Source organism: Chitinophaga polysaccharea (assembly GCF_007829335.1).
Taxonomy (GTDB): domain Bacteria; phylum Bacteroidota; class Bacteroidia; order Chitinophagales; family Chitinophagaceae; genus Chitinophaga; species Chitinophaga polysaccharea_B.
This window is the reverse complement of record NZ_VIWO01000002.1, coordinates 235,642-256,314: the sequence shown is the minus strand read 5'-3', so window position 1 is coordinate 256,314 and position 20,673 is coordinate 235,642. Positions and strand designations below refer to the sequence as shown.

Sequence of the window (20,673 nt, the reverse complement as noted above, 5' to 3'; positions counted from 1 at the left end):
ACTACAATTTTTCAATCCAGCGACTATACCATAATTGAAATACCAGCATGTTCCACAGTTTCTGGTGACTCACCTTTCCGCCGGATAAATAATGATTCAATAGTTGCTCTACATGTGGAACGTTGAACAAACCGGATTTTGCCAGGCGCTCACCGGATAAGTAATATTGCATCTGTTCCTTGAGGTCGTCGCGGAACCATTCCTGCAAAGGTGCAATGAATGGTCTTTTTGGACGTTCCATCAGGGGCCTGGGAATATACTTATGTACGATCGTTTTCAGGATATATTTGTTGATCCCATCTTTCATTTTCAGGCTGGCAGGCACCTGGGCCAGGAATTCCACCAGGCGGTGATCCAGCATAGGTTCGCGGCCTTCGATACTAACCGACATGGTAGCCCTATCGACCTTTACCAGGTTATTATCCACCAGGAATGTTTTGTAATCTACTGCCAGCAAACGATTCAGCGGATCGTTCATCTGATCCAGTTCCCCGTTCATATCGAAGTTAGTCTTATAACCATCTACCGGACTGGCGGTATAATAGTTTACTTCGTTTTCGGTGAGATACTGGCTGATATATTTCAGGGCGTGTTGTGGCTTTCCACTCGCCCAGATCAATTTCATTTTCTCGTAGCGGGACGCGAAGTTGTATTGCTTATTGAAATAAGGAATCACCTCCGGCGATACCACCGACATCGCCGCACTCAGCGTACGCTGAATCGGGCGTGGGAAGCTTCCGGTATAACGGAGCGACTGGTTAAACTTATTGTACCCGGCAAACACCTCATCTCCCCCATCGGCAGACAACACTACTTTCACTTCCCGGCTGGCAAAACGGCTCACCAGCGTAGTGGGTACGGTAGAATTATCGGCAAAGGGCTCATCATATATTTCGGGCAGATGATGTAATACTTCCTGTGCGTCTTTAGGTCCTACTATCCACTCATGGTGCTCTGTACCCAGGTGCATCGCTATTTTCTTTGCTTCCCTGGACTCGTCCCACTGTGGCTCTTTATAGCCGATAGTGAAGGTTTTGATACGGCTGGAGGTATTAGATTGCAGTAAGGCTGCCACGCTGGCACTATCGTATCCGCCACTTAAAAATACGCCCACCGGTACGTCGGATACCATGCGATAGCTATACGCGCTGTGCATCAGCTCTTCGGTATGACGGATCACATCCCCTTCTGACAGGTGCGTCAGCGGTTGTTTGTACGCATTCAACACATTCCAGTACTCATGCTCACTGATGGCTTCGCTTTCCAGGGATATTTTCAGCAAATGCCCTGGTCTGAGTTTATGCGTATTCCGGTAGATAGTATATGGCGCCGGGATATAGCTGTATTGCAGGAACAGGGACAGGCTTTTTTCATCAATCTCTTTCTTAAAAGATGGATGCTCACAGAGTCCTTTTAATTCAGACGCAAAAAGCAGCGTACGGTTGTGCCAGTAGTAGTACAATGGCTTCACGCCGGCCCTGTCGCGGAACAGGACTACTTCCCCTGCGTTGCGGTCGTAGATCACAAAGGCGAACATGCCGATGCATTTATCGAGGATCTTACCCTGCCACTGTGCGTAGCCTTTTAGTAATACCTCGGTATCAGCGCCGGAGCGGAAACTGTGTCCCAGCTTTTCCAGTTCGGTTCTGATCTCCTTAAAATTATATATCTCTCCATTGAAGATAATGGAATATTGTTCAAAGTGCATGGGCTGGTGACCGGAGCTGGACAGATCCAGGATCGACAACCGGCGTTGTCCCAAACCGATGGAGGCATGAGGGTGTTCGTATACCTCGTACCCGGCATCGTTGGGTCCGCGATGTGCCATCGCATCCGTCATACTGCGCAATATACCTACATCTGATTTTTGGGTAAAATCAATAAACCCTGCTATGCCACACATATATTATCTGGTTTAGGATGTTTAAGGTTCCAGAAAATGCCATTCCAGAATGCTTTCATATGAACGGATTCCCTTTTTAATAGAAACTGGGCCGTGTTTTTTGGGATGGTGAAAAAGGCAAAGTACAACATAAAAAACATCCGGGCTGGCAGTTTAACATTCCTTCGCATGAATAATATCCGGTTGCGTGTAATGTAGTATGTTTTCAGCGGGCTGTTCTTCCCGGTAGTCATCGACTCTTTATGATAGATCAGGGATTTATACTGGTAGTATATTTTATATCCCTGGCGTTTGAATTGTTCGCACCAGTCAAATTCTTCGTAGTACAAGAAATACACTTCCGGCATGAGGCCTACCTTTTGTAAAGCAGCAGCAGACACCATCATAGCGCCGCCATGTGCATAATGCGTTTCTGTAAACGCATCGTATTGGCCATTGTCCGTTTCGCGACAACCAATCATACTGTTTCTGCCGGTGAGTGTATCTACGGCTTTATAACCGGCGTATTCAATGGTACCTTTTTGGAAGAAGTAATGAAACTTCGGGCTGACTACGCCTGCATCGGGATGCTGGCTAAACACTTCCAGTAGCCCTTCTATCAGGCCTTCGGTAAATTCAGTATCATTGTTGACCAGGAACAGGTAGTCCCCGGTAGCGGCTTTTATACCCAGGTTATTGCCTCCTGCGAATCCGAGATTCTGTTCACTCCGTATAACCCTGGCGGCAGGGTATTCCTGCTGAATGGCCCCGGTCGGGTTTTCAGCAGAGGCATTGTCAACCACAATCACTTCCAGGTGGGGATAACTGATGCGCTTGAGCGACGCCATCAGTTCCACTGTTACTTTAGCATTATTGTAATTAACAGTGATAATGGATACCAGTGGATAATATGTATTATTTTCTGGCTGCATCTAATAAAGGGTTATTAATACCCGTTTGTGTATGAGTAGTGTGAATGAATGTTTTGTCGGCGCCCTTGAGGCGGAACAACAATAATATCATAATGCCGATGGCCCTGGGCAATGCGATCATGGCAGTAACCAGGTATTTCCTGAAAAACTTTCCCGGAATAGGCAACAGGAGGCTCATCATATTTGCTATAAACAGCCCTGCCCACACATAAGCCGGAATAACCATGAAAGACTGTAACAGGAAACAAAGAGCGGTAATGAATGTTAATGCGGCCAGGAGCAACATCCTTGGCAATAAAGCATTCTGGCAAACGGCCAGGTTAAAGTAATTGATATTACCCCTGAAAAGGGCCTTCCATCCGGCGCGCCAGTAAGTGCGCAAATATACCAATTGGCTGGACATCCAGCGTTTACGCTGGTTTTCAAATACGGCCGCATGCGTAATTTTCTCATCAAATACGTAAGCATCTTCCAGGTAGTGAATACTATGTCCCTTTTCTATTACCAGCAGCTGTAACACTTTATCAAATCCACCGGTAGCCTGTATTTCGCCTAATATCTGTTTAATCAGCGGATAATGGAATGCCATGCCGGATCCGATAACAGAAGATGATAAACCCAATGCGTTAGCACCTTTACGGTAAAGATGATTTGCTATAATTTCGTTGGCGGCGTCCAGTATAGCAAAAGGTGTATCGAGATTCTTTGCTACCCGTTGACCTTGTATGGCGTGATAACCTTGCTGATAAGCGTGATTGATCTTTAATAAAAAGTCTTCCTCCAGCATATTGTCCGCATCACAGATCAGGGCCATATCATAATCATCGCCCAATTTCTCAAATGCTACATTCAGCGATTTGGCTTTGGTACTTTTATCAAATTTAACTGCGATAACGTTGGCCCCGGTAGCTGCCAGCTCTTCCAGTGTTCTCGGCTGAAGAGAATCGGCTATTACCACCACTTCAAACCTGGTAAGCGGGTAACGTAAGCGATTGTAACTATTCACCGTCGATAAGATAATACTGTCTTCCTTATAGGCAGGAATAAGTATTGCAATCTTTGCAAAAGCAGTCGTTTCCTCGTAGCTAATCTTTTTTTTGCGGCTCAGACGACCTGCTATGGATAACAAAAGATTATACAATACGCAACCGGCCAGGTAAACAAACAGTATTACTTCTATAGTAGCTATCATTATACATTATCTTTTTGTACAAGGGCAAATGGTGTGCTTGCCATCAGCCACATATCATATCTGAAGGAACGATTATGCGCATAGTTAATATCCAGGTCTATTCTTTCCTGTACAGACATTTCCTTCTTTCCCCTTTTGCTTACCTGCCAAAGGCCGGTGATGCCGGCGGGGGCCAGGAATCTTTCCACCCATTGGTCGGTGGTCAGCGTGGTAGCCTCATATAATGGTAAAGGACGATTGCCTACGAGCGACATATCTCCCTTGATCACGTTCAGGAGCTGGGGAATTTCGTCCAGGCTGGTATTGCGCAGGAAACTGCCCAATTTGGTAACCCTTGGATCGTTGGAAACTTTAATGAAGGTAGGTCCGTTGCCCTGGCCATCGTATTGATTGAGGTGTTTAATTTTATCCAGTTGCTTATCTGCATCTGGCACCATGGTACGGAACTTATAAAATTTAAATACGCGATAGTTCCTGCCGGCACGTTTAGCAGCATAAAATATAGGCCCTTTCGACTCCAGCCTGATTGCCGCGGCAATAACCAGCAAGAAGGGGCTTAACACGATCAGCCCGCCGGTAGCCAGGGTAATGTCCAGGGTACGTTTGAGCAGGTTGCTGTAAAATTTACCGGAATATAAGCGGGTACGCAGGCTGCTGCTCTTGTAAACAGGAAACGTGCGCATGCGCTTAAACTTGCTGACAATAGCAATTTTATTGCTCAGCATATGCCACGCACTGGTGGTAATAATATCATCAATAAAGGTATAGCGGGCAACCAGGGGTTTCAGTTCATCAAATCCTTTATCGATATATACGAAGAAAGGAATAGAACCCAGAAACTGGTGGCTGTTAAAAAAAGCATCCCATTCCGTTAATGTTGTTTCATAATTACTGTCAAACCCATAAATGATAGCTGAAGGCATTTTTTTGAAAACATGCTGCAGCTGATGAATTACTTTTCTCGCTTCCTCTACTTGCTCTGTCACGACACATCTAAATTGATTGTTTTCTGCCAGCATGGCTTTGTTGGCTTTGCCTACAAAAAGTACCACGCATTCAGCATCTGCTACCTGGGTGAGTAAACTGTTTCTATTTACTTCCACGCCTCTGATGCTCTTAACTTGCAGTAAATTGGGGGTAATGGTATTCATCGGTTAAAAAGTTGTAGTGTATTCGTTTATGACAATAACATATTAAATAACGGTGGCGCTTAATTGCTTCTCCAGGATAAAGTCCACCTTATTTAATAACTGCATTGGATCAAATGGCTTCTGCAACACTTCTCTCACACTATTGTACCGTGCAGTCAGATCATTGGTTTTGTCGGCATAAAACCCCGACAGCACCATTATGGGTGTATCCTGGTATAAATAGCTACCCGACAGGTAGTCCAGCAGTTCCCATCCATCAATATTAGGCATCTGCAAATCGGTAATAATTAAATCTGCTTTGTTACCATTCAGTAACCAGGTAATTGCTACCAGGCCGTCCTGGGCTGTTACCACAGAATATTCCTTCCCTAAAACCGCCTCCAGCAAATAACGCATCGGCATACTATCATCTATTATTAAAATTTTCTTTTTCATTATACCTTCTTTTCAAACAATTATTTAAAACTGTTACATGGTGGTTTGCAAAAAATTTAGCGCAAACTCCCGAAGGCTTTTGATGGGATCTGGTCAATTATCAGTCAGGTAAGTTACCTTATGCGGTCTTTGCAGGGGATATGAGAGAGGAAAAATGGTTTTTTCATGCTTGTTGTGTATTCCCGAATCTTCACTCGATGAATATGAAAGCAAAAGTATAGCTTTAAAAATATCAGCGATATTTTTTTTTGTAAACGACCAAATTTGGAGGGTAAGTGTTGCAATTTTTGAGGTAAACGGTCATTTACATTTCAATAAAGTGGTCTGGAACAATGAACTAACACAAATTACGATTTGCGTATCATTTAAATTACAATACTTTTGTGAAGAAAACAATAAGCCCCTTTAAGTTTTGCTGCTATGTCCACCTTTTTGTCTGTGATCTTTTGGCTGAGCCTTTTTATAGTATGCTACAGTTATGTAGGATACGGCCTGCTGCTATATTTCGTTATACGTGTGAAACGTTTATTACACGGGCATTCACAGCATGGCGACCCTTCTTTTGTTCCCCCTGTAACTTTTCTTGTTGCTGCCTATAATGAAGAAGATTTTATCGCCGAAAAAATAAAGAACAGCCTGGCGATGGACTATCCTGCCGATAAAATCCGTTTCATTTTTGTAACGGACGGATCGTCTGATCGTACTAATGAAATAATAGCACAGTATCCACAGGTAACTTTATTGTATCATCCTCAGCGCAAGGGAAAAATGGCAGCCGTCAATCGCGCCATGGAAGAGGTACACACGCCCTTTGTGGTACTATCGGATGCCAACACGCTACTGAATCCCGGCGCTGTGTCCCTGCTCATGCAACACTTTGCAGATCCTGCTACCGGCGTGGTGGCCGGAGAAAAAAAGGTAATGCCCACCACCGGCGGCGCAGAAGCCGAAGGAGAAGGAATGTACTGGAAATACGAGTCCTTGCTCAAAAAATGGGATGCGGAGCTCTACAGTGTCATGGGCGCAGCAGGCGAACTGATTGCCATCCGTACCGAGCTGTACGAACACCCGGAAGAAGATACGATCCTGGATGACTTTATGATCTCCTTTCGTATCAATATGAAAGGATATAAGGTAATGTATGAGCCGGCAGCCTATGCCATGGAAACATCTTCTGCCTCCCTTAGGGAAGAGTATAAACGTAAAGTAAGGATATGTGCCGGCGGGTTCCAGTCTATGGGCCGCCTGCTCCCGCTGCTCAACCCTTTCCGCTATCCCAAAATCACGTGGCAGTACATTTCTCACCGGATACTCCGGTGGACCCTGGCCCCTTTATCGCTGCTCCTGGCCATCATTAGTAACGCTTTCCTGGTGATAGCGCAGGCAGGTAATATTTATATTGTAACAGGCATCGCACAAGTCTGCTTCTACGGAGCAGCGCTCATCGGTTATCTTCTCGCAAAACGCCAGAAAAAAGTGAAATACTTTTATATTCCTTTCTATTTTGTATTTATGAATGTAGCGGTGTACATCGGTTGCATACGTTATTTCAGAAAGCGGCAGTCCGCTGTCTGGGAACGGGCGCAAAGAAGTGTTGCGGTACAGTAAAGTTCGCTTGTTTTTTATTCACAAGGCAGATACTCGCGTTTACCAGCCAAAAGACGCCGTTTACCAAAAAAAATATGATATTTACCAACCGTTATTTAATTTAGCAGGAGATTAAGGAAATTGAAAAGAAAGATTGTGTCCTGATTTTTGAATGGACGGACAATGCTACAACATCAGTGAATGAGTTAATTCCCTGACCACCATTTCCCCTCAACCTTATCCTTCGACAAAGCCACCATGCTGACAGACGAGTGTCTGATACAGCGAGTAATTTTTACCATCTCCTCTGAACAAAACGTAATTCCGGTTTCCCGGAGTTTTAACTGTGACATTTTTTTCCTTCGGTCAAGCCGAAAGCTGGAGGATCACGTAATACAATATACTTCTATGAATCGAACTTTACACCGCATGCTCCTTATGATGCTGCTTGCATTGGGCTTTCTCCACGAAGCCAGTGCACAAACAGCATTAAACCCCAGTGATCCGGTGATCACTTACAACTCTGCCAACCCTCCTGCCACTCCGCAGTACGACAAAATCGTAAAATGGGTAAGAACAGTAAGAATGAGCTACAACACCGATTCTTATAAATGCTACATTTATAAGAACATGGCGTTTCGTCTTAAATTCCCTAAGACCTACGTCCCTGGCACCAATGATGGAAAAAAATACCCCATCTACCTGTTCTTCCACGGTGTAGGGGAAAAAGGAACAATTTATGACAACGAATACCAGTTACTGTGGGGCGGCCAGTTATGGGCTTCCCGCGTTGACGCTGGTACGTTCGATGGTTACCTGATTTATCCTCAAAGCCAGGGTGGCTATTGGGGGCCCAATGATTACGACAACCTGAAAGAAGTAGTAGATTCTATCGTGGCTTCCTGCAAAGGCGACCCCGATCGTTTAAGCGTTAACGGTTTATCCGGTGGTGGATGGGCTACCTGGGAATTTGCATTGCGCTATCCTCAGTTAACCGCTGCATTTCTCCCAATGAGCGCCATGACGCTGGATTATGCCAATTACATCAATACTTATAAATTTACGCCGTTATGGCTCTTCCAGGGTGGTCAGGACGGTAATCCCGCTCCATATACAACCAACCAGGTGGCGGCACAAATTGTGGCGGCGGGTAGTGATTTCAAACTTACTACTTACCCCAACGATGCGCATAATACCTGGGTGGACGCATGGAATGAACCGGATTTTGCGCCGTTCATGTTGAGGGCCAACCGACTCAACCCCTGGCCTCTGTTTGGATCTGCGACGTTCTGTCCCGGGCAGTCGATCACCATTGGTATAGCACCCGGATTCCAGCAATATGAATGGCAAAAAGATGGCGTTACCGTTTACACCGGTACGGCCGACTCCCTGGTAGTAACCCTGCCGGGTAGTTATCGTGTCAGGGGACAGTTGCCCACCGGATGGACAGGATGGTCTCCTACCCCACTGGTGATGAGCTATAAACCAGCATCACCGGCACCAGTTATTACTACCTCCCCTGCACTGGCCAGCAACGTATTGCCTGCCCTCGATGGCAGCACCAGCATTACCATGCAGGTGCCTACCGGTATGACTCAGTATGAGTGGATCAAAGGCGGTAGCGCTACTATACTCAGCAATACTAACACGCTCACCACGTCTACACCTGGTGCATATGTAGTAAGGGTTACGGCGCCTAATTATTGCATAGGCGCTTATTCAGATACATTTAGGGTGGTAAATGCCACCGGTATCAATGGCCCTGATCCCATCGGCAGCCTGGTAGTGAGCAGTTTCACCAAAACGTCTATTTCCCTGTCCTGGACAGAGAATCCGACTCCTGCTTTCAACGAAAAATACTTTGAAATATACAGGGCTACCCAAAGTGGCGGACCATATATTTTAGTTGGAAAGAACAACTCAGGCGTTGTAACTTTCACCGACATCAATCTCATTCCAGGTACTAATTACTTCTATAAAGTACGTCCGGTTAATGATAACGCAGCCGGGCCTGTGTCTGCCGAAGTTAAAGGAACAACTGTTGCAGACAGTTCCGCTCCTTCTGCCCCTCCATCACTAGCCATTAGCAGCTATACCAACAACCAGGTAGTGTTAACCTGGCTGGCTGCCACAGATGATGCCGGTATTGCCGGTTACGATGTGTATGCCAACGGTGTACTGAAAACATCTGTTGGTAATGTATTAACCGCCACTGTTACCGGTCTTACCGATGGTACCCTGTACAACTTCTACGTGAAAGCAAAAGATGTGTCGGGTAAAACATCTACGCCAAGTAACCAGGTAACGGTAAGAACTAAAAAGGCAAACCTGTCTTACAAGTTCTATAATGGTAGCTATAGCAGTCTGCCTAACTTCAGTACGCTAACCCCAGCTCAAACTGGTAAGGCGTATGTTCCAGATCTTTCCATAGTACCGGCGGGCACTACCACCAACTATGCGATCATGTGGACCGGTTATATCCGTATCCCGGTTACTGGTACCTATACATTTGAGACCTATTCAGATGATGGCAGCAAGCTGTATTTCAATAAAACATATTCCAGCACCGCTATTGCTACCGTCAATAACGATGGTTCGCATGGCGCTACCTATGCTTCAGGTACCGTAATTGCCAATGCGGGTGTATATCCTATTACTATTACGTACTTCCAGGGCGGCGGCGGCTCTGCCATGAAAGTGTACTGGACCAGCACCGCTGCGGGTATCACTACCCGTACGCTGATTCCGGATGCGGCTTTCGTAGATACTTCCGTGGTAAATGGTAGTGCACCTACAGCGCCGTCTAACCTGGCCGTTACGGTTAATAATTACAGTAAACTTAACCTGACCTGGAAAGATAACAGTACCAACGAAACAGGTTTTGAAATTTACAGAAGCACCAGCAGCGCTGGCACTTACAATATCGTAGCTACCACCGCAGCCGGAGCTATCGCATATACCGATACTGCGCTTAACGCCAGTACTACTTATTATTATAAAATAAGAGCCATTGGTCAGTATGGCGAATCTGCCTATACTGCCGTGGCCAGCGCTACTACCGCAGCGAAACCATTGCCGCCAACAGCGCCTTCTAACCTCGTTTTACAGGCATTGTCTACCTCCGTGGTGAAACTTACCTGGAATGATACTACCACTATCGAAACAGGTTATGAAGTACAACGTTCGCTGGCCGACAGCCTGCATTTCAGCTCCTTTAAAATACTGGGCGCCTTTGCTACCAGCCAGGGAACCTTCTCTGATTCTACGTTGGCAGCTAATACCGTGGTATACTATAAAGTAAGAGCCTTCGGAGAAGGTGGTTACTCCGCATTCACCGCGGCAACAGGTACCAAATCGCTGGATAATCCGCCTAAGATAGCACCTATCAGCAGCCAGACTATCCGCTATGGCACTACGCAGTCCATACCGGTAAGCGCTACCGATGCAGATAACGATCCGATTACTTACAGTCTCTATAATGCACCAGCCTTTGTATCCCTGCAGCAAAATGCGGGCGTTACGTCCCTGTACCTGGCGCCTACGGCGGCACAACAGGGTACCTACAATGGCATCGGTGTAATTGCAGCAGATAACAATGGCGGTAAAGACACTGCCCTCTTCAACCTGGTAGTGAACGACAACTATCCACCGGTGATCGATTCCGTAGCCGGATGGAGTGTTAATGAAGGCACTACCACCACTGTGAAAGTATCCCTGCACGACCTGAACCCAGGTAATACCTTTACCTGGACAGCCTTGCAATTACCGGCCTTTGCCAGCATAGTAAGCGCCAACGACACTTGTCTCCTGACTTTAGCTCCGGGATACAGCGATGCGGGCACCTATGTGGTAAAACTGCAGGCAGCAGATAATGCCGGTGGTATCGACGTACGCAGCTTTACACTCACTGTAGTAGACAGGCCTACGCCGAACTATAAACTGTTCCTCAACTTCAAACTCAACAACAACGTAGCTGCACCGTGGAACAATATCTTCGGTACTACTACCACCAACCTGAAAGATGATGGCGGCCGGGTAACCAATGCTGGTCTTACTTTCGATGAAAGTTGGTGGGCAGCGGGTACAGAAGGTGCTGTTACCGGTAACAACAGTGGTGTATATCCTGATTCCGTGTTGGCTGAATACCTGTATTTCGGCTCACTGCCTGGGTTCTTCACCGGCGCACCTTCCATGCACGGTCATATTACCGGCCTGGAAACAAACAGGACTTACACGGTGAAGTTCATCTGCGACAGTAAATGGTGGGCTCCACAGCCAAACAATGGTAGTACACAGTACACCATCAATGGCGTTACCCAGACATTATATGCGCAAAACAATACCAGCAATCTCGCGGTATTCCAAAACGTATCGGCAGATGCCAACGGTGAAATCAAATTCACGCTCAGCATACCTGCTGGCGGCCAGGTAGGTTACCTGAATGCCATGGAAATCGACGCTGGCGGCGTAGGCGATTCTACCGTAACCACTAACCATCCGCCGGTATTGACAGATATCAGTAACCAGACACTGGATGCCGGTACTACTCTCAACGTACCGGTAGTGGCCAGCGATCCGGATGGCAACCCAATCAGCTACAGCACCGTTAACCTGCCGTCTTTCGTTACGCTGGTACAGTCAGGCGGTAGTGTATCCCTGTCTATCGCGCCACCAATAGGCACCTCAGGCACCTTTAACAATATCAGCGTAATTGCCAGGGATGCTTATGGCGCCGCAGATACTACTACGTTCAGCATTACGGTGAATGTACCTGCTGGCTCAAGCGGCAGCTACAAACTGTACCTGAACTTTAAACTCAACAACACCGCTCCGGCTCCATGGAATAATCTTTCCAACGGCACCGCATCCGGCCTGAAAAATGACCAGGGCCAGACTACTACCGTTGGGCTGAGATTCGACGAAAGCTGGTGGGCAGCTGGTATTGAAGGTGCGACTACCGGTAATAACAGCGGCGTTTATCCTGATGTGGTACTCCAGGAATACCTGTACTTCGGATCGCTGCCAGGCTTCTTTAACGGTGCCCCGGTAATGCATGGACACCTGACTGGTTTAAGCGCGAATACGACTTATACCATCAAATTCCTGTCGAACAGTAAATGGTGGGCGCCGCAGCCAGACAATGGCAGCACGCAGTTTACCATCAACGGCGTCAGCAAAACGCTGTATGCACAAAACAATACGACCACTACTGCCGACTTCGCCAACCTGACAGCAGATGCAAATGGTGAAATTGCCTTCACGCTCAGCATACCTGTAGGCGGCCAGGTAGGTTACCTGAACTGCATGGAAATTGATGCTACCTCCAATGTCCAGACCTTAAACGGTACACAGGCTATGGTGACAGATGTAACAAATCACCAGCTGGCTCTGGCATCAGACGGCACTAATAAAGGCAGTATCCAGGCCAATATCTATCCAAATCCATATGTAGATAACCTGGCCATAGATATGACCTTACAAAAATCAGCGCCTGTGATGATGATAGAAATTACTGACCTCAGCGGTAAACGTCTCTATACAGAAACCCGGAAGGAAGTGCCACAAGGTAAGAACCTCATCCGGATCAACACCAGGAGCAGTATCAGCTTACCAGGTATTTATATCCTGAAACTGACTACTTCCACCGGTGAAACCAAGAGCGTTAAACTTGTCAAGGGAAATTGAGTTGTAACTGAATGATTATGATCAAAGTAGAACCGCTCCGAAATTTTCGGGGCGGTTTTGCTTTTAGTTAAATTTGCGTTACCCCTCAAACTTCAGCGATAACCAACTAAAATTTATGTTTCGCTTAAAAATAAAGTGTCTTTAAATATAATCTTTTACCTTTGACTCATAACCGGATATACCAGGATACTTATGTTCTCCCGGATATCTCCCCCGTAACCTCATCCTCGATAAAACCAGTATTTGAAGGGCTGTAAGCCCAGCATTAGTTAGATTTTTTACCATCTCCTCTGACACTCCAGTATCTGCGCCGGGACAGGACTTCGATACATGTATATCTATGCTCCTCCTCAGCGTATTACAGTAAATTTTAGCAAAAGGAAAAATTATATATGGACATCGTGTATTTCATAAAGGCGTTACTCAAAAAGAAATGGTGGATACTGCTCAGCACCATCGCTGCAGTGGCTGCAGCTTTTGCCTTTACCATCGGTAAACCCAAATTATACGCATCCACCGCCCAAATGGCGACTGGATATACTACCAACGAGCAGATTAAATTAAGAGATGAAAATGTTAACCTGTTTGAGGCCGACGTTAAATTTGATAACGTCATAGAAAATATTAACTCTCCGCTCGTTACCGGGCTGTTGTCCTGTAACCTGATGCTGCATGACCTCACCAGCAATAAGCCTTTCCGTCAGCTTACAGAACAGGAACTGAAAAAACCGGTGTACCTCTCTGCCAATAAAGAAGAAATTGCCCGGGTATGCCGCCAGAAAATTGATTCCCTGCAGATACTCTCTTCTTCTGTTCCTGAAGAAAGGAAAATACTGGAGTTCATGAAACTCTATAGATACGATTATGAGAGCATTCGCAAAATGATGCTGGTAGGACGCCTTCAGCGTACAGACTATATCAACATCATTTGCTATTCAGAGAATCCGGAGCTGTCTGCCTACGCTGTAAATACTCTCTATAAAGAATTTATACGCTTTTACCGCAGCTCCCGTTCCGAACGCTCTGTAGAAAACGTAGAAACATTTGAAGCACTGGTAGAACAGAAGAAACGCGAACTGGACCAGAAAGTAGAAGCACTGAGGGGATATAAAACTGCCCAGGGCGTGTTGAATGTAGAAACAGCCAGCGGTAATGAGTGGGACCTGATCAAACAATTTGAAAAATCCCTCTCCGACGAAAGGGCTAACTATAACAACCTGCAGGCTTCTCTTAATAACGTCAGCACACAACTGGCCCAGGCCAACAGTGGCAAGCCAGCCTATTCCAACTCAAATGCTGAAATCATTTCGCTGAGAAGACAAATCAACGACCTGAATGATCAATATGTGAACGGTGGTTCTACCGACAATGCGCTGGCCGATAAAATAAAAACACAGCGCGCCCGCCTGCAAAAAGCGATGTTGGATGCCTCCACCCCTTCCGGTAAAGTAAGCAGCAAAGAAGAATTACTGCAGAGTAAGGAAGCACTGGAAGCACAGGTAAGCGCCTCCCGGCTGAACATCAGCGCCCTGGAAAATAAAATCCGTAACCTGCGCTCCTCTGTTGGTTCTTACGCCAATAAAGAAGCTACCGTTACCTCGCTGCAACAGGAAGTAACCCTGGCACAGGAAGAGTATAATAAACTGAAAGAAAAATTGGGATCTGCCCTGGACAACCGCAACGTACCACAGGATAACTTCCGCCAAACGCTGATAGGACAACCTGCCTTTACACCGGAATCGTCCAAACGCCTGGTGATTATGGGTATGTCTGGCATGGCCGTTTTTATGATTGCCTGTATCAGCATCCTGTTCAAAGAGTTCATGGATAACTCCCTGAAATCTCCTTCCATTTTTAACCGTACTTCCGATTTGAAGCTCATTGCCACCATCAACCACGCTAACCTGCAGCGTTATAAACTGCTGGAAATATTGCAGCGGAAAACAGATGACTCGCAATGGCTGAAAAGACAAAATATTTTCCGCGAGTTATTGCGTAAACTCCGGTATGAGCTGGAAAGCAGCGGCCGGAAGGTATTCCTGTTTACCAGTACAGAACCCCAGCAGGGTAAAACCACCCTGCTACAAGCGGTGGCCTATAGTCTCAGCCTAAGCAACAAAAAAGTGCTGGTAATAGATACCAACTTCTGTAACAATGACGTGAGCGTTCAGATGGAAGCCAAGCCTACACTGGAATTCTTTTCCGTGCCTCCTGCCGAATTCAGCATTGAAAAAGTAAAAGAAATTGTAACAACATATGAAGCACCGGGTATAGAAGTGATTGGCTGCCGGGGTGGTGACTATACCCCTTCCGAAATTTTACCTCCCAATCACCTGCTCAACTACCTCCCTGAGCTGAAGCAATATTACGACTACATCTTAATGGAAGGTGCACCGCTGAACGATTTCACCGACAGCCGTGAGTTATCTGTATATGCAGAAGGAGTGATCGCGATCTTTTCTTCTCATCTAAAAATGAAACAAATAGACCGGGAATCATCCGAATTCCTGGAGTCGCTCGGCGACAAGTTCCTGGGAGCTGTCTTGAATAACGTTAAGGAGGATTACCTGGAATTGTAAACTTCTTTAAAATTATAGATCCTTTGAAACTTCACGACATATTTAGTTTACGCCCCGAGAGTAAAGCGTCGCGCTACGCCTGGATTGACTATGCAAAAGGCATCGCTATTATCCTGGTTGTATACCGGCATTTGGCCTATGGGCTTGTAGCCAGCCACATTGCACTACCAAAGCAAGTACTGGCTACCAACGATATGTTATACAGTTTCAGGATGCCGCTCTTTTTTTTACTGTCAGGCATTTTCTTCAGCAGAAGTATAGGGAAACGTGGTCCCGGAACATTCCTGGTGAACAAGGTGAATACATTACTATATCCATACCTGCTTTGGGCGGTGATTCAGATCACCCTGCAGATATTATTTTCAGACTATAGTAATGCTACCCGCTCCACGGCTGATTACCTGAATATTTTTATTCAGCCGAGAAAGCTAGATCAGCTGTGGTATCTGTTTGCACTATTTAACGTAACCATGCTGTACCTGCTGTCATCGCTCGCAATAAAAGAACGAAAAGCATGGCAACTGGTCATTGGATTGGCATTATTGGGGATAGCGCCCTATGTACAACCGGTCAGCACCTTTTACGATATAGCGATACACTATATCTACTTTGCCATCGGGGACATAGCCTCCGGCTATTTTTTCGAAGAAAAAACGCAAAGGCAGTTTTCCAACCCAATCAACCTGCTACTGCTGGCGCCGGTATTTGGTTTATTGCAATGGTACTACCTGCATCACCAGCAAATGAGCCTGTATATATTGATGCTGATTGCACTCAATGGATGTTTGTTTGTAATGATGCTTTCCTCCTGGCTGGCCAAACACCGGCGAATGGGATTCCTGAGCATAATAGGTCATTATTCATTATACATCTACCTGCTGCACATCACCATATTCGCGGTGTTACGGGCAGTATTGATGGGAATAGGTATCAGCAATGGCATCGTGCTTTTACTGACATTAATACCCACTTCCATCTTCCTGTCGATTATCGCTTACCGGGTATTGATACAATTGAAATGCGGTTGGTTGTTTACCGGGCCATTCAGTCAGCATAACGCTAATAATAAAACAGTATTGCCATCATAAACATGAAAAAGCAAGCTAAAAATAAGCCGATAGACCAACACCTGCACCAGGTGCTGATCCTCATTTTTATAACGCTCACAATTATCGCGATGGCGGTTAAAATAGTTTTCTTATAAATTCTATCCAGTGGAAGTAGCGAAAAAAAATATCTTCAACATATTCATTATTATCTGCTGGGTAATAGTTGTACCGGTGATTGCCTATACAAGCGCCCAGGAGGTAAAGTACACGGCATTGCTGATAGGTGGCGTTGTAGGTATTAGCGTAGCATTAATTTCCGTGCTAAACTACCGGGCAGGTTATTTCATTTCCTGCACCGTAGCGCTGACCGTACGATTGCTGGAACGGATGTCTGGCACAGAAATTCCCGTGGGCGTGCTGATAGATGCCATCCTGCTGATAACGCTGGTGGGTAGCTTGTTAAAACAGGAAGATAATAATATCAAAAAGGTGGACTTCCTGCGGGATCCTGCCATCATTACTTTCTATATCTATGGGGGGTATATCCTGCTGCAGTTCTTTAACCCCGCGTTTGTGTACGACCGCCACGGTTGGACCACCTTTGCCAGGGTATATGTACGCAATATGGTAGCTATGTACCTGGTGATGAGAATTGTGAGAAATATGGATGATCTGAAATTCTACCTGAAGTTCTGGATCATCATGCTCACCATCGCGGCTTTCTATGCCTGTATCCAGCAATGGTTTGGACTAATGCCTTTTGAGAAAGCCTATATCGCCAGGTACCCGGAAAAATTTAAGACCGTATTGATCTTAACCGGTATCCGCATCTTTTCTTTTGTATCTGATCCGGCAGTATTTGGGGTGATCATGGCCTGTGGCTGCATTATCAATATCGTGCTGCTCACGAGTTCCATGAAACTGATCTCTCCGGCGAAAAAGGCCTTCCTGGTATTTTCACTGATCTTGCAGTTTATGGCCCTGGGATTTTCGGGTACGCGTACCGCTTACATTATGGTGCCTATGGGCCTCCTGATCATGGTATTTGTGAACATGCGGCACCGCAATACGATTATCGGCGCGCTGGTGTTTGTAATGGCATTCCTGGTATTGATGTTTGGTCCGTTTCATGGCAACTCTACTGTGATCAGGATGCGTAGTGCCTTCTCCGGTTCGGAAGATGCTTCTCTCAATGTGAGGGAAGTAAACAGGCATCGTATTCAGCCTTATATCTTCAAGCACCCTATCGGCGGGGGCTTCCTCAGCTGCGAACCGGGTTCGGGGAGTGAGCTGGATGGATTTCCTCCCGACAGCGGTTACCTGCGTACCGTACTGGAACAGGGCTTAATTGGCCTCACCCTGGTGTTGATCAATATCTTCATCATGATGCGGTACATGGTGTCTAATTATTTCGCTGCGCGAACGGAAACGGAAAAGCAGTTTACCCTGGTCATTCTCTGCGTCATGTTTGCCATAGTGGTGAGTATGTATGCCCAGGAATCATCCGGATTGATTGAATCTGCCCTGCTGTACTATGGCTTAAATGGGATCACTATAAAGTTAAAATATCTACTATCATCTCCAAACATCACATCATGAAACGCGTATTATTATTTTTATTGGTAGCATTTACAGGAACTATAGCGAAGGCCCAGCAAGCCGACACCGCTGTCCTGCTGCGTTTACCCGCCGATCAGCCTACTGTTGCCCGGTTAAAGGAAAGACTGGTAGAACTGGCCTATCAGAATCCCCAGTTAAAAGAAATCGATTTTAAGAAACAGATTTCTAAATATGAAGAAAACAAAGCCAAAGCAAGCTGGCTGGATATGCTTACCGCTGCAGGTAACCTGAACGAGTTCACCATCAAAGGAAGCGGTACTACCAACAACAATACCCTGTATCCAAGATACAACTTCGGGGTAATGGTCCCCATTGGTCACCTGATCAGCATTCCTAACGATGTTAAAATAGCCAAGGCAAATGGCAAAGCATTGGAGCAACAAAAGGAAACCGGCAAACTGGCATTGAAAGCAGCGGTACTGCGGGCTTACGAAGACTATGCCGCCAACAAACAATTGTATGAGCTGCAATTGCCATTGCTGGAAGATGCGTATAACCACTACAAACAGGTAGAGTCAAGGTTTTCCAAAGCCGATCAGAATACGCAAGTAGAAACATTAAATGAAGCATATCGTCTTTACAATGCTGAAATGGTAAGAAAAGTAGCATTGGAAAGAGATGTAAAACAATCTAAAATAGCGCTGGAAGGCATTATCGGCAGTACTATGGAAGAAGTATTGCTGCATTTATAATAATCAGAGGGGTTACCGGTTAAAACATGCCGGCAAATAAATTTGTACAATGAGATTGACGTTAATAATCGGATTAATGCTGCAGACAATGGTGTTGGCTGCGCAGGATTTAAAACCATTTCAGGCTATACAGGTGCAGATAACGCCCTGGCATCATATACCGGCTTTACTGAAGCTGCCGGATAATATGAAACCTGGTAAACGTTACCCGATATTAATCTGCCTGCATGGCAGAAGTATTGCCGGTACGGACCTGACAAAGATATTCAGACAAGGGGTAGCCCGGCAAATGCATGAGGGCAAAAACATAGATGCTGTCAACAAAATAGATGGCAAAAAATATGAGTTCATTGTCCTGGCGCCACTGGCCACCAGCTGGTCACTGGGGCCGGAACACCTGGATGCCGCGCTGACGGATGTACTGAAAAGATATCCTATTGATTCCTCCCGGGTATATATCACCGGCTATAGCGCCGGTGGATGGTCGGTAGGAATGGCAGTTACCGACAAACGGATGGCAAAGCGAATCGCTGCCGCTGTAAATATGTCGCCTGCCACGATCGACGCAGAAAATCTGAAAAGCTTCCAGGTAACCGCGCAAAACAATATCCACGTGTGGTATTTCGGGGGTGCCGAAGAACCGGTATTCCTAGGCAATTGCAAGCTATTTGCCGATAGTACCAACAAATATAAACCCGGGCTTACCAAACTAACCATTGGTGACCATAAGCACTGCTGCTGGGAACAATATTACAATCCCTCCTATCGGGAGAATGGAATGAATATTTACGAGTGGCTGCTGCAATTCAAACGATAACCAGGTATGGCTTCTTTTAAAAAGTGGTTATGTATTACGGGCGTTGGAGCACTGGTGGTGTTGATATCAGGTTTCCTGCTCTTTAAAAGCAGACAGGAAACCGCTGTTATGAATGAAGCCGCGAGAGCAGCCGCTCCGGGGCGGTTTATCCGGCTCCCGCAAGGCCTGGTGCATTATCGGCTGTCAGGTCCCGATACGGCCAAATTATTGGTACTGATCCATGGCGGTGGCTCCAGTGGCATGGAAGTATGGAAATACAATGTGCCCTTTCTCCTGTCTAAAGGATACCGTGTACTTACCTACGATCTGTACGGCCGGGGGTATTCCGACCGGCCGGAAACGATCTATGACCTGTCCTTGTATCGCCGGCAGCTCAACAGCCTGCTGGATACGCTGGGCATTCATCAGCCCTTTGATATGATTGCGATGTCGATGGGAGCTGCGATCGGCTTGGACTATGCGGCCACGCATACCAGCCAGGTAAAACAGATCATTTTACTGGGCCCTGCTGCCAGCGGAGATCTCCATCCCAGTCCCTTCCTGAAAGTTCCCGTCATTTCCGATGTTTTGATGAGTGGGTACTGGTACCCCCGGGCTACCGAAAATCAACGAAAGGAATTTGTCAATCAACCCTTGTTTAATGACTACGCCAAACGGCTGAATTACTTCAGTAATTTTTGCGGTTATAAACGCATTACCTTGTCTTCGTGGATGAATATGCTCAACCAGAGCCAGTTATACCTGTTAAAACAGGTAGCCCCGCAAAAGATATTGCTGATTTACGGCAAACAGGATCCTTTTTTCCCCCGGGAAAAACTGGACTCTTACACCTCCTTATACCCAACTTTAGCAGTACATGAAATAGATAGTGCGGGACATATGCCGCATTATGAACAGCCAACACAGGTAAATAGCCTCATGTGGGAGTACCTGCAGGCAAAGGATTAATTCACTTCCTTGCCTTCTAACAACAATCGCCATCCCGGGTAAACCAGGATGGCGATTGTTTAATAGTATAGTAACGCTTATACTGTTTTAAAGAAAAACAATAT

Annotated in this window: 13 protein-coding genes; 8 read left to right on the top strand and 5 right to left on the bottom strand. The window is 46.0% G+C overall.

What is annotated here, in order from left to right:
* Window position 1: 1 nt before the first annotated feature.
* From asnB to FHW36_RS09110, 5 genes are read right to left on the bottom strand one after another with little or no spacing between them, the layout of a single operon-like run.
* Window positions 2–1,903: an asparagine synthase (glutamine-hydrolyzing) gene (gene asnB / locus FHW36_RS09130; RefSeq protein ID WP_145666014.1), complete on the bottom strand. Its 1,902-nt coding sequence runs from the start codon at window positions 1,901–1,903 to the stop codon at window positions 2–4.
* Window positions 1,891–2,814: a glycosyltransferase family 2 protein gene (locus tag FHW36_RS09125; protein ID WP_145666009.1), complete on the bottom strand. Its 924-nt coding sequence runs from the start codon at window positions 2,812–2,814 to the stop codon at window positions 1,891–1,893. Before FHW36_RS09125 ends, asnB begins: the two co-directional genes overlap by 13 nt.
* The gene (locus tag FHW36_RS09120; protein WP_145666007.1) at window positions 2,798–4,006 is read right to left on the bottom strand and encodes a glycosyltransferase; all 1,209 of its coding nucleotides are present in this window, start codon (window positions 4,004–4,006) and stop codon (window positions 2,798–2,800) included. Before FHW36_RS09120 ends, FHW36_RS09125 begins: the two co-directional genes overlap by 17 nt.
* On the bottom strand, window positions 4,006–5,157 hold the full coding sequence (locus tag FHW36_RS09115) for a sugar transferase (protein WP_222429033.1): 1,152 nt from the start codon (window positions 5,155–5,157) through the stop codon (window positions 4,006–4,008). The genes FHW36_RS09120 and FHW36_RS09115 overlap by 1 nt, the downstream gene beginning before the upstream one ends.
* Window positions 5,158–5,199: 42 nt before the next feature.
* Window positions 5,200–5,592, bottom strand: a complete 393-nt coding sequence (locus FHW36_RS09110) for a response regulator (RefSeq protein WP_145666004.1) — start codon at window positions 5,590–5,592, stop codon at window positions 5,200–5,202.
* 516 nt (window positions 5,593–6,108) lie between these two features.
* Here FHW36_RS09110 and FHW36_RS09105 point away from each other — a divergent pair.
* The 8 genes from FHW36_RS09105 to FHW36_RS09070 all read left to right on the top strand — a co-directional run bounded on the left by FHW36_RS09105 (window position 6,109) and on the right by FHW36_RS09070 (window position 20,569).
* Window positions 6,109–7,200: a glycosyltransferase family 2 protein gene (locus tag FHW36_RS09105; protein ID WP_246121121.1), complete on the top strand. Its 1,092-nt coding sequence runs from the start codon at window positions 6,109–6,111 to the stop codon at window positions 7,198–7,200.
* A 387-nt stretch (window positions 7,201–7,587) separates the two neighbouring features.
* Entirely contained in the window at window positions 7,588–12,864 is a 5,277-nt protein-coding gene (locus FHW36_RS09100) for a fibronectin type III domain-containing protein (RefSeq protein ID WP_186452361.1), read from the top strand.
* Between the two features lie 392 nt (window positions 12,865–13,256).
* Window positions 13,257–15,443 (top strand): exopolysaccharide transport family protein, encoded by a 2,187-nt coding sequence (locus FHW36_RS09095; RefSeq protein WP_145665998.1) that lies wholly within the window; start codon window positions 13,257–13,259, stop codon window positions 15,441–15,443.
* Between the two features lie 23 nt (window positions 15,444–15,466).
* Window positions 15,467–16,531 (top strand): acyltransferase family protein, encoded by a 1,065-nt coding sequence (locus FHW36_RS09090; protein ID WP_186452360.1) that lies wholly within the window; start codon window positions 15,467–15,469, stop codon window positions 16,529–16,531.
* A gap of 126 nt (window positions 16,532–16,657) precedes the next feature.
* On the top strand, window positions 16,658–18,091 hold the full coding sequence (locus FHW36_RS09085; protein WP_145665992.1) for an O-antigen ligase family protein: 1,434 nt from the start codon (window positions 16,658–16,660) through the stop codon (window positions 18,089–18,091).
* Complete coding sequence (locus FHW36_RS09080; protein WP_145665989.1) at window positions 18,088–18,804, top strand: TolC family protein; 717 nt, start codon at window positions 18,088–18,090, stop codon at window positions 18,802–18,804. Before FHW36_RS09085 ends, FHW36_RS09080 begins: the two co-directional genes overlap by 4 nt.
* A 49-nt stretch (window positions 18,805–18,853) precedes the next feature.
* Entirely contained in the window at window positions 18,854–19,621 is a 768-nt protein-coding gene (locus tag FHW36_RS09075; protein ID WP_145665986.1) for a carboxylesterase family protein, read from the top strand.
* Window positions 19,622–19,627: 6 nt separating this feature from the next.
* Window positions 19,628–20,569 (top strand): alpha/beta fold hydrolase, encoded by a 942-nt coding sequence (locus FHW36_RS09070; protein WP_145665984.1) that lies wholly within the window; start codon window positions 19,628–19,630, stop codon window positions 20,567–20,569.
* Window positions 20,570–20,673 lie beyond the last annotated feature (104 nt).

Coding starts and splice junctions, on each gene's coding strand:
- FHW36_RS09120 (WP_145666007.1), bottom strand. CDS start 4,006: ATGATAGCTACTATAGAAGTAATACTGTTTGTTTACCTGGCCGGTTGC.
- FHW36_RS09095 (WP_145665998.1), top strand. CDS start 13,257: ATGGACATCGTGTATTTCATAAAGGCGTTACTCAAAAAGAAATGGTGG.
- FHW36_RS09075 (WP_145665986.1), top strand. CDS start 18,854: ATGAGATTGACGTTAATAATCGGATTAATGCTGCAGACAATGGTGTTG.
- FHW36_RS09070 (WP_145665984.1), top strand. CDS start 19,628: ATGGCTTCTTTTAAAAAGTGGTTATGTATTACGGGCGTTGGAGCACTG.
- FHW36_RS09100 (WP_186452361.1), top strand. CDS start 7,588: ATGAATCGAACTTTACACCGCATGCTCCTTATGATGCTGCTTGCATTG.
- FHW36_RS09110 (WP_145666004.1), bottom strand. CDS start 5,592: ATGAAAAAGAAAATTTTAATAATAGATGATAGTATGCCGATGCGTTAT.
- FHW36_RS09125 (WP_145666009.1), bottom strand. CDS start 2,814: ATGCAGCCAGAAAATAATACATATTATCCACTGGTATCCATTATCACT.
- FHW36_RS09080 (WP_145665989.1), top strand. CDS start 18,088: ATGAAACGCGTATTATTATTTTTATTGGTAGCATTTACAGGAACTATA.
- asnB (WP_145666014.1), bottom strand. CDS start 1,903: ATGTGTGGCATAGCAGGGTTTATTGATTTTACCCAAAAATCAGATGTA.
- FHW36_RS09115 (WP_222429033.1), bottom strand. CDS start 5,157: ATGAATACCATTACCCCCAATTTACTGCAAGTTAAGAGCATCAGAGGC.